This is a genomic window from Denitromonas iodatirespirans, assembly GCF_018524365.1.
Taxonomy (GTDB): domain Bacteria; phylum Pseudomonadota; class Gammaproteobacteria; order Burkholderiales; family Rhodocyclaceae; genus Nitrogeniibacter; species Nitrogeniibacter iodatirespirans.
Window position 1 is genome coordinate 29,321 of the sequence record NZ_JAEKFT010000004.1, and the last position, 13,669, is coordinate 42,989.

13 protein-coding genes are annotated in these 13,669 nt (G+C 66.2%); 10 read left to right on the top strand and 3 right to left on the bottom strand.

Annotated elements, in window-relative coordinates:
* Positions 1-22: 22 nt before the first annotated feature.
* Entirely contained in the window at positions 23-1,246 is a 1,224-nt protein-coding gene (locus I8J34_RS04420) for a YihY family inner membrane protein (protein ID WP_230411704.1), read from the top strand.
* Here the strand turns inward: I8J34_RS04420 and I8J34_RS04425 are convergent.
* Positions 1,234-2,745, bottom strand: a complete 1,512-nt coding sequence (locus I8J34_RS04425) for a cyclic-di-GMP receptor FimW-related protein (RefSeq protein ID WP_214360175.1) — start codon at positions 2,743-2,745, stop codon at positions 1,234-1,236. The two genes, I8J34_RS04420 and I8J34_RS04425, sit on opposite strands and share 13 nt — an antisense overlap.
* Before the next feature lie 145 nt (positions 2,746-2,890).
* On the opposite strand from I8J34_RS04425, the gene pyrF reads away from it, so the two are divergent.
* The 5 genes from pyrF to rplS all read left to right on the top strand — a co-directional run bounded on the left by pyrF (position 2,891) and on the right by rplS (position 5,726).
* Positions 2,891-3,628, top strand: a complete 738-nt coding sequence (pyrF, locus tag I8J34_RS04430; RefSeq protein ID WP_214360176.1) for an orotidine-5'-phosphate decarboxylase — start codon at positions 2,891-2,893, stop codon at positions 3,626-3,628.
* Positions 3,629-3,709: 81 nt separating this feature from the next.
* Positions 3,710-3,952: a 30S ribosomal protein S16 gene (gene rpsP, locus I8J34_RS04435; protein WP_214360177.1), complete on the top strand. Its 243-nt coding sequence runs from the start codon at positions 3,710-3,712 to the stop codon at positions 3,950-3,952.
* Between the two features lie 23 nt (positions 3,953-3,975).
* Complete coding sequence (gene rimM / locus I8J34_RS04440; RefSeq protein ID WP_214360178.1) at positions 3,976-4,482, top strand: ribosome maturation factor RimM; 507 nt, start codon at positions 3,976-3,978, stop codon at positions 4,480-4,482.
* Positions 4,430-5,275 carry a tRNA (guanosine(37)-N1)-methyltransferase TrmD gene (gene trmD, locus I8J34_RS04445; RefSeq protein ID WP_214360179.1) on the top strand — a complete coding sequence of 282 codons (846 nt, stop codon included), beginning with the start codon at positions 4,430-4,432 and terminating at the stop codon, positions 5,273-5,275. Before rimM ends, trmD begins: the two co-directional genes overlap by 53 nt.
* 79 nt (positions 5,276-5,354) lie before the next feature.
* Positions 5,355-5,726 (top strand): 50S ribosomal protein L19, encoded by a 372-nt coding sequence (gene rplS, locus I8J34_RS04450; protein ID WP_214360180.1) that lies wholly within the window; start codon positions 5,355-5,357, stop codon positions 5,724-5,726.
* A 76-nt stretch (positions 5,727-5,802) separates the two neighbouring features.
* Here the strand turns inward: rplS and lptG are convergent, their stop codons facing one another.
* Both lptG and lptF read right to left on the bottom strand, forming a co-directional pair.
* Complete coding sequence (gene lptG, locus I8J34_RS04455; RefSeq protein ID WP_214360393.1) at positions 5,803-6,879, bottom strand: LPS export ABC transporter permease LptG; 1,077 nt, start codon at positions 6,877-6,879, stop codon at positions 5,803-5,805.
* A complete protein-coding gene (gene lptF / locus I8J34_RS04460; RefSeq protein ID WP_214360181.1) occupies positions 6,876-7,955 on the bottom strand; it encodes an LPS export ABC transporter permease LptF in 1,080 nt (359 codons plus the stop codon). The genes lptG and lptF overlap by 4 nt, the downstream gene beginning before the upstream one ends.
* A 103-nt stretch (positions 7,956-8,058) precedes the next feature.
* On the opposite strand from lptF, the gene I8J34_RS04465 reads away from it, so the two are divergent.
* From I8J34_RS04465 to I8J34_RS04480, 4 genes are all read left to right on the top strand, one after another.
* A complete protein-coding gene (locus I8J34_RS04465) occupies positions 8,059-9,552 on the top strand; it encodes a leucyl aminopeptidase (RefSeq protein ID WP_214360182.1) in 1,494 nt (497 codons plus the stop codon).
* A gap of 7 nt (positions 9,553-9,559) precedes the next feature.
* Positions 9,560-9,988, top strand: coding sequence for a DNA polymerase III subunit chi (locus I8J34_RS04470; protein ID WP_214360183.1), 429 nt, complete (start codon positions 9,560-9,562; stop codon positions 9,986-9,988).
* A gap of 1 nt (position 9,989) precedes the next feature.
* Entirely contained in the window at positions 9,990-10,424 is a 435-nt protein-coding gene (locus I8J34_RS04475) for a CDK5RAP3 family protein (protein WP_214360184.1), read from the top strand.
* An 87-nt stretch (positions 10,425-10,511) separates the two neighbouring features.
* Complete coding sequence (locus I8J34_RS04480; protein ID WP_214360185.1) at positions 10,512-13,463, top strand: valine--tRNA ligase; 2,952 nt, start codon at positions 10,512-10,514, stop codon at positions 13,461-13,463.
* Positions 13,464-13,669 lie beyond the last annotated feature (206 nt).

Genomic DNA, 13,669 nt, shown 5'->3' on the forward strand with positions numbered 1-13,669 from the left:
CGCCACGCCGGCCCCGGTCGCATTGCCCAAACTGTTCATCCACTTGCGGGATTTCGCCCGCCTGCTCGCCCAGCGCTTTGTCGATACGCGTTGCCCCCAGGTCGCCGGCAGCCTCACGTTCACCACCCTGCTGGCGCTGGTGCCACTGCTTACTGTGACCATCGCCGTGTTCAGCAACTTCCCCGGTTTCGCGCATTTCGGCGAGATCCTGCGCGAGTTTCTGCTGCAGAACCTGTTGCCCGAAAAGGCCGGCCAGATCGTCGCCACCTACGCGCTGCAGTTCTCGCAGAAAGCCGCCAACCTGACCCTGATCGGCACCGCCCTGCTGATCGTCACGGCCCTGATGCTGATGCTCACCATCGACGGCGTGCTCAACACCATCTGGGGCGTGCGCAAGGCCCGCCCGCTCCTGGCGCGCATCTCCATCTATTGGGTGGTGCTCACGCTGGGGCCGATCTTTCTCGGGGCCAGCCTGGCGGCCACCAGCTATCTGATCAGCACCTCGCTCGGCTTCGTGAACGACCCGCCCTGGCTGCGCATCATCGTCTTTCGCACCCTGCCGGTGCTGCTGCTCGGGCTGTTGTTCGGCTTTCTCTACTTCAGCATTCCCAACACCCGGGTCAACGCCTGGCACGCCCTGATCGGCGGTTTCGCGGCGGCGATTGCCTTCGTGCTGATGCAGCGCGCGCTCGGTCTGTACCTCGCCCGCTTTCCGAGCTACACCCTGATCTACGGCACCTTCGCCACCTTGCCGATCTTTCTGCTGTGGATGTATGCCTCCTGGGTGGTCATCCTGCTCGGCGCGATTCTCGCCGCGACCTTTCCCGCCTACGCCTCGAGCGTGCGCACCCTGCCCGACTTTCCCGGCGCAACCGCCTACAGCGCCCTGTTGATGCTCGACCGCCTCGCCGACGCCCAGAGGCGCGGGCAAACGGTCGATGCCGACACCTTGTTTCGCGCCGCACGCCAACCGAGCGCCGTGGGCGAGAATCTGCTCGAACTGATGCAGGAATTCGGCTGGATCACCCGCTCGAACGAAGACGCCTGGCTGCTCGTGCGGCGCGCCGAAGACATCACCCTCTCCGACGTAGTCCGCCGCTTCGCGCTATGCCCATGCGACGCCCGCCCGCTCGCCGACAGCGAACTGGCCCGGCGCATCGACGCACGCATCGCCCATCTGCTGGCCACCGGCGACGTGCCGATCACCGCACTGCTGGACGACGAGGCATCCGCTCACAGCGGATAGGGATCGTATTCGAACTGGAACAGCTCGACGCTGGAGGTTTGCATGTCGAGGCTGAGCAGCCGCCCCTGGGCGACATACAGGCGCTCAGCCTCGTGCACCAGCACGAAGCGGCGCGAACGATAGGCCCCGGCCGGCGCCAGAATCGCCTGATGCCGGCGCACCGCAGCCACCGGCGGCAGCACCAGTGCCGGCACCATTTCGCCCGGGCCGTCGCCGCCGCGAAAACCGATGCGCACCGGGGTCGCCGCAGAACTGATGGTCTGCAGCCCCAGCTCCACCTGCGTCGGCGAATCCGAGCGCACCCAGCGCACCACGCAGATCGACCAGGCGCTGTCGGCGGCGCGCCGCACGGCCATCGCCATGCCGGCCGACAACGAGCCGGTATTTGCCGCCACGCTCATGATCGCGTAGCCGCCGGGGCTTTCATTGAGCACGCGCCAGCGGACGATCTCGGCCGCCGCCTCGCCCGCATGCTTGAGCCGCCAGATACTGCGCAGGCCGACGCACACTTCGACGTCGTACTGGCAGCGCCGGCGCAACTGCTCGCGCCGCGGCGGCATCGCCCAACGCTCGCGCAGGCATCGCAGCAACTTCGAAATCTCGCCCGGCGGCAGCCCGGCCGGCAGCTCGGGCAGGTCGGCGCCGGGAATCACTTCGCCACCGGCATCCAGCGCCGCTTCCAGCCGCTCCAGATGCGTGGTGGCGCTGCGCGCCAATTCGGCCGCCGAGAAATACAGCATGCCATCGACCGGCGGAGGCGCCCGCCGCACCATGGCGATCGGCCCGACATCCTGTGCCGGATCGATCCAGTAGTCCCAGGTTTCGATGTCGGTGCGCGGGTCGGGCGACAGCTCCGAGCGCCACGCACACTGTTCGAGATAGCGCACGGTCCAGTCCAGCTCGCGCGCCGTCAATGCTTCGGGCTGCGCCGCAGCCAGCGCCAGCAGCCGCTTGTAGGCGGCCTGCACCGTGCCTCGGGGAAGTTCGGCGGGCAAGGCGGGCGAGCCGGCATCCACCGTCGCGCCACCAAAAATGCGATGCGCCTCCTGCCACAGGCCGGCCCGCGGCGTGGCGCCCTTCATGCCGGCCAACCACAGCACGTCGCCCAGCAGCATCAATGCCTGGGTGGCGAGCACTTCGGGCCGCCGCCGCTGCGTGACCACGCCGGTCCCCGGATCGTTGAGCACCTTCACGTAGCCCCGGGCCAGGGTCAGGCAGATGGCTTCGAGGCGGCTGATGGCATTGAAGAGATTGGACGGCAGCGGCAAGGCGCGTTCGACCAGGCGCGGCACCAGCACCTCGCGCACATCGCGTATGCGCACGAAAAACAGCTCGACGCCGCGGTGCAGCTGCACCGGCGTCAGCGCCGAGCGCATCAGCTCGTCGAGCTTTTCGGACAGCTCGGGCAGGCTGTCGACGGGGTCGTCCGCCGGTTCGCCGGCCAACCAGGCAAGGACTGATGCTGCCGGTCCGGCATCCTGCATAAGAGGGTCTGACATGGGGTGCGGGCTCGCCATTGATCCGGTCCAACAGCCATTCTAATGAAGAATCGGGCAATTCTGGCACAATGCCAGCCGCCCGGCTCGACCCGATCGCCAAAGAGGCGGGATAATGGTCACTACTTTCCCATCGACTGCCCCCAAAATGCAAACATCAACTCCGGATTTCCGCTCCGCCAAGGCCATCGCGCCCGCCGATCGCCTGATCATGGCGCTCGATGTCGCCGATGCCGCCACCGCCCGCGATCTCGTCGAACGGCTGGAAGACAGTGTCAGCTTCTACAAGATCGGCCTCGAGCTGTTCATGACACACGGCTACTTCGACCTGCTCGACTGGCTGGTGGCGCGCAACAAGAAGGTCTTTGTCGATCTGAAATTCTTCGACGTGCCGGAAACCGTGCGCGCGGCGGTGCGTGCGCTGTCGGGCAGCGGCGCCACGCTGGCCACCATCCACGGCAACCAATCGATCATGGAAGCCGCGGTCAAGGACAAGGGCGAACTCAAGGTGCTCGCCGTCACCGCGCTGACCAGCCTCGACCAGGGCGACCTGGACGACCTCGGCTTCCAGTGCAAGGTCGAAGAACTGGTGCTGTCGCGCGCCCGCCGCGCGCTCGAGACCGGCATCGACGGCATCGTCTCCTCCGGCCTCGAAGCGCCGATGATCCGCCGCGAGCTGGGCGATCGCCTGCTGGTGGTCACGCCGGGCATCCGCCCGGTCGAGAACCGCCCGGTCGACGATCAGAAACGCACCGTCGACGTGGCGCAGGCCTTCCGCAACGGCGCCGACTACATCGTCGTCGGTCGGCCGATCCGCCAAGCTGCCGATCCCTTGGCCGCAGCGCGCAGCATTCAGCAGACCATCGCCGAAGTGTTTCCCGGCTGAATCCCAAAGAGATTGTTTTCCCTGAGGAAATCGCTTAAAATCTCGCCCTTTTCTCGAATCATTAGTCAGGACGAACACAACATGGTGGTTATTCGCCTTGCCCGTAGCGGCGCCAAGAAGCGCCCGTTTTACAACATCGTTGCCGCCGACTCGCGCAATCGTCGTGACGGCCGCTTCATCGAGCGCGTCGGTTTCTACAACCCGATGGCGCCGGAAGCCGGTCTGGTGATCAACACCGAGCGCCTGGCCCACTGGCAGCAGCACGGCGCCCAGCTGTCCCCGACGGTCGCCCGTCTGGTCAAGCAGGCCGCCAAAGCCGCCTGAACGGCTGCATCGGGAGCCGTCCGGTGATCGTCATGGGGCGCATTGTCGCCCCTTTTGGCGTCCAGGGCTGGGTCAAGATCCATCCTTTCGGGGACGATCCGCTGTCATGGAAGTCGATGCCGCAATGGTGGCTCTCGCCTGACGACACGGCAGAGCCCGCGGCCTGGAAAGCCTTCAAGCTGACCGGTTGCCGGGCCCACGGCAAGGGCTGGATCGCCGCCTTCGACGGCGTGACGGACCGGACCGCCGCCGAAGCGCTCACCCGGCAGTTCATCGCCGCGCCGCGCGAGGCGATGCCCGACACCGGGGCCGACGAGTACTACTGGGGCGATCTGATCGGCCTCAGGGTGGAGAACGAAGCAGGCGAGGCGCTGGGCACGGTCACTTCCCTGCTCTCCGCCGGCGCCCATGACGTCCTTCAGGTCACCGATGGTGACGACGAGCATCTGATTCCCTTCGTCGCCGCCTATGTGCTGGATGTCGACGTCGCCGCAGGATGCATCCGCGTCGTGTGGCAGAAGGATTGGTAGACGGGTGCGTCGCTACGATGTCGTCACGCTGTTCCCGGAGATGTTTTCCGCGCTGACCGGCAGTGGCATCAGCCGACGCGCCCAGGAACGCGGCCTGTATCGGCTGCAGTGCTGGAACCCGCGCGATTTCGCGCATGATGTGCATCGCACGGTGGACGACCGGCCCTATGGCGGCGGACCCGGCATGGTGATGCAGGCACCGCCGCTGGAAGCGGCCATTGCCGCCGCCGGCGAGGCGCAGCGCGAGGCGCTTGGCGTGGCCGGACGCGTGATCTACCTGTCGCCCCAGGGGCGGCCGCTGGACCACGACATGGTGATGTCACTGGCGCAGGCACCGGCGATGACGCTGTTGTGCGGGCGCTACGAAGGGGTCGATCAACGGCTGATCGACCGTTGTGTGGATGAAGAAATTTCGCTGGGCGACTTCGTGTTGTCTGGCGGCGAACTGCCGGCGATGGTGCTGCTCGATGCCATCATCCGCCAGTTGCCCGGGGCGCTGAACGATGCGGACTCGGCGGTCGAAGACTCCTTTGTCGACGGCTTGCTCGACTGCCCGCACTACACCCGCCCCGAGGTGGACGCCCACGGCCAGGCCGTGCCGCCCGTGCTGCTCTCCGGCAACCATGCCGAGATCCGGCGCTGGCGCCTGAAGATGGCGCTGGGGCGCACCTGGCAGCGGCGCCCGGAATTGCTGGCTCAGCGCAGGCTGAGCCGTGAAGAGATGAAACTGCTTGACGCGTTCAGGCAGGATCATGAGGCGGCCTCGCCGACACCGTCGGACGGAGCCGAATGAAGAAACGCATGCATCAGGTGGCGACCTGCTCTGCCTGCAAGGCCAACGGCCATCGCGAACTGACCAAGGAGTCACGCACATGAATCTGATTGAACAACTCGAGCAGGAAGAAATTGCTCGTCTGACCGAAAACAAGACCATCCCCGAGTTCGCCCCGGGCGACACCGTGGTGGTCCAGGTGAAGGTCAAGGAAGGTAACCGTGAGCGTCTTCAGGCATACGAAGGCGTGGTTATCGCCAAACGCAACCGTGGTCTCAACTCCAACTTCATCGTGCGCAAGATCTCGTCCGGTGAAGGCGTTGAGCGCACCTTCCAGACCTACTCCCCGCTGGTGGCCAGCATCGAGGTGAAGCGCCGTGGTGACGTGCGCCGCGCCAAGCTGTACTACCTGCGCGGCCGTACCGGCAAGTCGGCACGGATCAAGGAAAAGCTCACGCGCAAGCAAGGCTGATCCTGGCAGGCTGGAAAGAAAACGGGACCTTCGCGGTCCCGTTTTTTTATGCCAGGCTCCTCGCAGCGCAACCGCGTCAGCGCCGCTCCACCGCATACAGCATGCCGGCCGCGGCGATCAGGAACATCACGCTGGGCGCCAACGCGGCCACCGGCGCGGGCCAGGCGTTGATCACGCCGAGGTTGGAGAACAGGCCGTTGAGCAGGTGGAAGGCCACCCCCAGCATGATGCCGGCGAACACCTTGACGCTGACCCCGCCCATGCGGTCATGGGTGTAGGCGAAAGGCAGCGCAAGCGCCATCATCACCAGCACCGCAAAGGGGTAGACGATCTTTTTCCACAAGGCGATGGCGTAGCGGTCGGTCTTCTGGTTGTTCTCGGTCAGGTGGCGCAGATAGGTCACCAGCGTGGACACCGACATGCGCTCCGGCGTCACCATCAACACGCTGAGCACGTCGGGAGTCAGTTCCGACTGCCACTCCATCGCATCGAAACGGGCCACGCGGGTGCGATCTTCTTCGAAAATCGTCTGGGCGATATCGGTCAGGTGCCAGCCGCCGTTCTCGTCATACACGCCGGATCTGGCATCGCTGATGGTCCGCAGCACGAGCTGATCGTCGAACTCATAGATGCGCACGCCCTCCAGCGTACGCTCCGGCGTCAGCACCTGCACATTGATGAAACGCCGCCCGTCGCGCACCCACAGGCCGGAGCGCAGCTCGTTGGCGACCGTCGACCCGGTCGCCGTCAGGCGCCACTGCTGCGCCGCCTTCTCGGCCGGCGGCGCCACATACTCGCCGAAGACGAAGGTCAGCACCACGAACAAACCGCCGATCAAGGTCAACTCGCGCAGCAGCCGGCGGGTGGACAGGCCGGAGGCGCGCATCACGGTGATTTCGGAATGCCGCGCCAGGGTGGTCAACGCGTAGAGGGAGCCGATCAACACCGCGATCGGCATCAGCTCATACACCCGCCCCGGCAGGATCAGCGCGACATAGATCAACGCATGGTGGACCTGATAGCCGTCCTTGCCGATCTCGTCGAGTTCGTTGATGAAGTCGAAGAAGGCGAACAGCCCGAGAAAGGCCAGCAGCACCATGAAGGTGGCACCGATGATTTCACGTGCCAGATAGCGTCGCAGAATGCGCATCAGGCCCGCCTCCGCCAGATCGAGTACACCGACAGGCGCCGGTAGAACAAGGCCGCCAGCACCGTCACCATGACCACATGCGGCGCCAGCGCGCCGACCACGAAGCCGACCTTGCCTTGCGAGATCCAGGCCTGACTCACGCTGATCGCGTTGCTGTAGATCAGATAGGTGAGGATGGCGATGATGAGGTTATTGGTGCGCCCGGCACGCGGATTGACGAAAGACAGCGGAATCGCCAACAAAGCCAGGATCAGCGCCGCCACCGGCAGGCCGATGCGTGAGGCCAGTTCGCCCAGGTTGGCGCGGTTCGGCTCGTCGATCAGGGTCTTGAGCGGCAACATGCGCGTCTTGACCGGCAGGTCGGCCGCCGCCTGCGCGGCCATCTGCAAGGTGTAGCGTTCGAAGTGCATGATGCGGTAGTCGGGCGTGCCGGGCGTGCCGTCGTAGCGCCGCCCGCGCTCGAGCACCACGAAGCGCTCGCCGTTCTGGCCGGTACGCAGGTAGCCCTCCTCGGCCACCATCACGCCGAGCTTGCCGTCCTGCACCGAACTGACGAACACATTGCGCACCCGCCCGTCCTCACCGGCCCCGACCTCGACGAAGAACACCCGTCGCGCCCCGGCCGACTCGCGGAACACCCCGGGCGCCACACGCGCGGCATCGTCCTGGTTGTTCAAGCGTTCCTTGTATTCCACGCTCTTGAACTGCGCCCACGGCGCCAGCACCAGCGTCACCCCAGCGATCACCAGCGACACCGGCACGGCGAAGCGCAGCACCGGACTGATCCAGCGCGTCAGCGGCACGCCGGCGGCGAACCACACCACCATTTCGGAATCGCGGTAGCTGCGCGACAGGCTCATCAGGATGGCGATGAACACCGTCAGCGACAGCACGATCGGCAGTTGCGCCAGCGCGCCGAAGCCGATCAGCGCCAGCACGGCATCCGAGGGCACACGGCCGCCGGCCGCCTGACCGAGCAGGCGGATCAGCACCGTGGTCACCAAAATGGCGAACAAGGCAACGAACACCGCCATGGCGGTGTTGGCGAATTCACGCTGGGCGGCGCGCAGAAAGATCATCGCGCTAATGACAGTTGAATGATCGGGGGCATTTTGACGGCGTATTGCGGACGGGCCATAATCGTTGCCACCCTGACCGAGACGTCGTCTTAAAGGAATAGCCGTGGAATTTACCATAAAGACCGGATCCCCTGAGAAACTCAAACGCGCCTGCATCGTAGTCGGCGCCTATGCCGAGGGGCGTCTGACGCCGTCGGCCGAGGCCGTCGATCACGCCAGCGGCGGCGCGCTCGGCGCGCTGCTCAAGCGCGGCGATCTGGACGACAAGGCCGGCGCCACCCTGACCCTCCCCCTGCTGCCGGGGGTCGAGGCCGATCGGGTCGTGGTGGTCAGCCTCGGCGCGGTGGACGAACTCAACGACAAGGCCTACCGCGACGCCTTGAGCGCCGCCGGCAAGGCGCTGGCCGGCCTGCGCGGCAAGGACGCCAGCGTGAGCCTGGCCGAAGTCGAGGTGCCCAATCGCGACCTGGCATGGCGCCTGCGGCAGGCGGCCCGGCTGGTGGCGGCGGCCGGCTACCGTTTCGATGCCCCGAAGAAGTCGGCCGACGACAACGGCAAGCGCGGCATCAAGAAGATCCAGTTCCTGATCCCGGGCAAGAGCACCAAAACCCTCACCACCGCCGTCGACCAAGGCCTGGCGATTGCCGAGGGCATGGCACTGGCCCGCAACCTGGGCAACCTGCCGCCCAACGTCTGCTCGCCGACCTACCTGGCCGACACCGCCAAGAAGCTGGGCAAGGAATACAAGCTCAAGGTCACGGTGCTCGAAAAGGCCGAGATGAGCAAGCTGGGCATGGGCGCCCTGCTCGCCGTGGCCCAGGGTGCCGAGCAGCCACCCAAGTTCATCATCATGGAACACGCCGGCGGCAAGGCAGGCGATGCGCCGATCGTGCTGGTCGGCAAGGGCATCACCTTCGACACCGGCGGCATTTCGCTCAAGCCGGCCGCCGAAATGGACGAGATGAAGTACGACATGTGCGGTGCCGCCAGCGTGTTCGGCACGCTCAAGGCCGCCGCGCAGCTCAACCTGCCGATCAACGTGGTCGGCATCGTCCCGAGCACCGAGAACATGCCCGGCGGCAACGCCACGCGGCCGGGTGACGTGGTCACCTCCATGTCCGGCCAGACCATCGAAATCCTCAACACCGACGCCGAAGGCCGCCTGATCCTGTGCGATGCGCTGACCTACGCCGAGCGCTTCAAACCCGCCTGCGTGATCGACATCGCCACCCTCACCGGCGCTTGCGTGGTGGCCCTGGGCAAGATCCCCAGCGGTCTGCTGACGACCGACGACGCCCTCGCCCGCGAGCTGACCGAGCTTGGTCAGAGCAGCGGCGACCGCGTGTGGCAACTGCCGCTGTGGGACGACTACCAGGAGCTGCTCAAGAGCAACTTCGCCGACATGGCCAACATCGGCGGGCGCTACGGCGGCACCATCACCGCCGCGGCCTTCCTGGCGCGCTTCACCAAGGCCTATCCGTGGGCGCACCTGGACATCGCCGGCACCGCCTGGATCTCGGGCGAGGCCAAGGGCGCCACCGGCCGCCCGGTGCCGCTGCTCACCGAGTTCCTGATCGCCCGGGCCGGGCTGGCCTGAGACCCGCGTGACGGACATCCACTTCTACCACAACGCCGACGACCTGCTCGGCGTCACCTGCCACCTCGCCGTCCGCGCCTTCCGCTCGGGCCGCAAGGTGGCGGTGCTGCTGCCGGACGCGGCCGTGGTGCGGCAGCTCGATCAGTTGTTGTGGACCCGTCCGCCGATGGACTTTCTGCCGCATGCCCTGTTCGGCTCGCCGCTGGCGGCCGAGTCGCCGATCACGCTCGGCGACATGCCGCCCGACGGCGGCTGGCCGCATGACGACGTGCTGATCAACCTGGCCGCCGACGTGCCGCCCGGGTTCGAGCGCTTCAAGATGCTGGTCGAAGTGGTCGGCACCGACGAAGCGCACAAGATGCCGGCGCGCGACCGCTGGCGCCACTATGCCGGCCAGGGCCTGAGCCCGACCGCGCACAACACGGCGAGCCGCTGACATGGCCGAGCCGCACGAGCCCTTCATCATCCTGCCCGAAACCGAGGCGGCCGACCGCCTGCTCGACAAGGCCGACGCGCTGCTCCAGCGCCATCGCGCGCCCGGGCCGGACACCGACGTGCCGCTGCTCACCGAGCAGGTCGAGGACGACGACATCCCGGTGCTCACCGGCGCCGTCCCCGAGGTCGCACCCTCGCCCCCCACGCCGGCGCCCGCCAGCTTCGTCGAACAGTTGATCGAGCTCGACGCCATCCTCAACCGGCGCATCGACGAATGGATGAGCCAGGAGCTGCCCCAGGTGCTGGCCGAAGAAATCGAGCAGGCGCGCATGCGCATCCTGCAACAGGTGCGCGCCCGCGCCCGCGCCACCCTGCTCGCCGACATCTCGCAGGAAATCTCGCAGCTGCTCGACGCCAACGATCCGCGCAATCGCTAGCGATCGTTGTGGTGCCGGCACCGGTCAGCACGGCTGCCATCCGTTATAATCGCGGATTCGCCCCCACAGCCATGCTTACGGAACCCCATGGAACTGGCCAAGAGTTTTGAGCCGGCGGACATCGAACGCCGCTGGTACCCCGAATGGGAGTCGCGCGGCTACTTCGACGCCGGCCTCGACACCTCCAATAAAAACGCCTTCTGCATCCTGCTGCCGCCGCCGAACGTCACCGGCACGCTGCACATGGGGCATGGTTTCAACCAGACCATCATGGATGCGCTCACCCGCTACCACCGCATGCGCGGCGACAACACGTTGTGGCAGCCGGGCACCGACCATGCCGGCATCGCGACGCAGATCGTCGTCGAACGCCAGCTCGACGCGCAGGGCGTGAGCCGCCACGACCTCGGCCGCGAGAAGTTCCTCGAAAAAGTGTGGGAGTGGAAGGAATACTCCGGCGGCACCATCACCGGCCAGATGCGCCGCCTCGGCACCAGCCCCGACTGGAAGCGCGAGCGCTTCACCATGGACGCCGGCCTGTCCGCCACCGTCACCGAAACCTTCGTGCGCCTGTTCGACGAAGGCCTGATCTACCGCGGCAAGCGGCTGGTGAACTGGGACCCGAAGCTCGGCACCGCGGTGTCCGACCTCGAAGTGGTGCAGGAAGAAGAAGACGGCAAGCTGTGGCACATCCGCTACCCCTTCACCGACGGCCCGATCGGCGATCTGGCCGGCCTCACGGTCGCCACCACCCGCCCCGAGACCATGCTCGGCGACGTCGCCGTGATGGTGCACCCGGACGATGAGCGCTACGCCCACCTGATCGGCAAGACGGTGCGCCTGCCGCTCACCGAGCGCGACATCCCGATCATTGCCGACGACTATGTCGACCGCGAGTTCGGTACCGGCTGCGTCAAGGTCACGCCAGCGCACGACTTCAACGACTATGCGGTCGCGCAACGTCACAACTTGCCAATCGTTTCGATTCTCACACTTGAAGCAAAGATCGAAACCAACTTTTGGAATCGCGCGCGCCAAGTCGGCGACGCTTTCGGCCCCGCTCCGATCAGAGCAGGCGAAGCACGAGTTGCTCGGCAACTCGACGGGTTCGGCATTCGCGAAGTGCTTGAAGCGATTCCCGATAGATATGTCGGCCTTGATCGCTTCGACGCACGTGAGAGAATCGTCGTCGACCTTGAAGCCGCTGGCGCGCTGGTGGCGGTGGAAGCACACAAACTCAAGGTGCCGCGCGGCGATCGCACCAATGTGGTCATCGAGCCGATGCTCACCGACCAGTGGTTCGTCGCCATGAGCAAGCCGGGCAAGGACGGCAAAAGCATCACCGAGAAGGCGCTCGAGTGCGTCGCCTCGGGCGAGATCACCTTTTACCCCGAGAACTGGGTCAACACCTACAACCAGTGGCTCAACAACATCCAGGACTGGTGCATCTCGCGCCAGCTGTGGTGGGGCCATCAGATCCCTGCCTGGTACAGCGACGATGGCCGCGTATGGGTGGCGCGCAACGAAGCCGACGCTGTCGCGCTGGCTGCGGCCGACGGCTACACCGGCACGCTCACGCGTGACGAAGACGTGCTCGACACCTGGTACTCCTCCGCCCTGTGGCCATTCTCCACGCTGGACTGGACCGCCGAGTGGCCGGCCAAATCCAACGACGCGCTCGACCTCTACCTGCCCTCGACGGTGCTGGTCACCGGCTTCGACATCATCTTCTTCTGGGTCGCCCGGATGGTGATGATGACGAAACAGATCACCGGCAAGATCCCCTTCAAGCATGTGTATGTGCACGGCCTGATCCGCGACGCGGAAGGCCAGAAGATGAGCAAGTCGAAGGGCAACGTGCTCGACCCGATCGACCTGATCGACGGCATCTCGCTCGACAAGCTGGTCGAGAAGCGCACCTTCGGCCTGATGAACCCCAAGCAGGCTGCGAGCATCGAAAAGAAGACCCGCAAGGAATTCCCCGAAGGCATCCCCGCCTTCGGCACCGACGCCCTGCGCTTCACCTTCGCCTCGCTCGCCAGCCCGGGTCGCGACATCAAGTTCGACCTGGCCCGCTGCGAGGGCTACCGCAACTTCTGCAACAAGCTGTGGAACGCCACCCGCTTCGTGCTGATGAACACCCAGGATCAGGACTGCGGACTGGAAGACCATGACGCCGCCGCCTGCGAAGGCAGCTATCTCGACTTCTCCTTCGCCGACCGCTGGATCGTCTCCAAGCTGCAGCGCACCGAAGCCGAGGTGGCGCAGCATTTTGCCGACTACCGCTTCGACCTGCTCTCCAAGGCCATCTACGAATTCGTCTGGGACGAGTACTGCGACTGGTACCTGGAGCTGGCCAAGGTGCAGATCCAGGGTGGCACGGAGGCCCAACAGCGCGCCACCCGCCGCACCCTGCTGCGCGTGCTCGAAACCGTGCTGCGCCTGGCGCACCCGGTCATGCCCTTCATCACCGAAGCGCTGTGGCAGACCGTGGCGCCGATGGCCAAGCGCCAGGACACCGCGTCGCTGATGCTCGCCCGCTACCCGCAGGCCGACACCAGCCGCATCGACGAAGCTGCCGAAGCGAAAGTGGCCGAGCTCAAGGGCATGATCTACGCCTGCCGCAACCTGCGCGGCGAAATGAACATCTCCCCGGCGCAGCGCCTGCCGCTGGTCGCCGCCGGCGACCAGGCAACGCTGGACGCCTACGCGCCCTACCTCGCCGGGCTGGCCAAGCTGTCGGAAGTGAGCGTGGTCGACGACATCGGCGCCGATGCCCTGGCACCGATCGCCGTGGCCGGCGAGTTCAAGCTGATGCTCAAGGTCGAGATCGACATCGCCGCCGAGCGCGAGCGCCTGGGCAAGGAAATCGCCCGCCTCGAAGGCGAGATCGCCAAGGCCGAGGGCAAGCTGGCCAACGAGAGCTTCGTGGCCCGCGCGCCGGCCGCCGTGGTCGAGCAGGAACGCACCCGCCTCGCCGGCTTCCGCGACACCGTGGCCAAGCTCAAGCCGCAGCTCGACAAGCTCAACGCCGCCTGAATTTGGGCGTGTTCACAGTAGATCCGTCAGTCCCGCTCGCCTGCCTTGGCACCCAGTGCAAGGCGCGCCGACGCGGCCTGGGTGGCCCCCAGGCGAGGAGGCGCAACGCAGCAATGGGTGCCAAGGCAGGCGAGCCCTTCGGGTTGGGCCCGAATGCGCCCGCTACCGCGTTGCGCTCCTTGCTCAGGGGGCCCACTGAGCGGCGT

What these genes read in the sequence shown, in the direction of transcription:
- rpsP (WP_214360177.1), top strand. Translation starts at nt 3,710, where the DNA reads ATGGTGGTTATTCGCCTTGCCCGTAGCGGCGCCAAGAAGCGCCCGTTT.
- I8J34_RS04425 (WP_214360175.1), bottom strand. Translation starts at nt 2,745, where the DNA reads ATGTCAGACCCTCTTATGCAGGATGCCGGACCGGCAGCATCAGTCCTT.
- rplS (WP_214360180.1), top strand. Translation starts at nt 5,355, where the DNA reads ATGAATCTGATTGAACAACTCGAGCAGGAAGAAATTGCTCGTCTGACC.
- lptF (WP_214360181.1), bottom strand. Translation starts at nt 7,955, where the DNA reads ATGATCTTTCTGCGCGCCGCCCAGCGTGAATTCGCCAACACCGCCATG.
- I8J34_RS04480 (WP_214360185.1), top strand. Translation starts at nt 10,512, where the DNA reads ATGGAACTGGCCAAGAGTTTTGAGCCGGCGGACATCGAACGCCGCTGG.
- trmD (WP_214360179.1), top strand. Translation starts at nt 4,430, where the DNA reads ATGTCGACGTCGCCGCAGGATGCATCCGCGTCGTGTGGCAGAAGGATT.
- pyrF (WP_214360176.1), top strand. Translation starts at nt 2,891, where the DNA reads ATGCAAACATCAACTCCGGATTTCCGCTCCGCCAAGGCCATCGCGCCC.
- I8J34_RS04475 (WP_214360184.1), top strand. Translation starts at nt 9,990, where the DNA reads ATGGCCGAGCCGCACGAGCCCTTCATCATCCTGCCCGAAACCGAGGCG.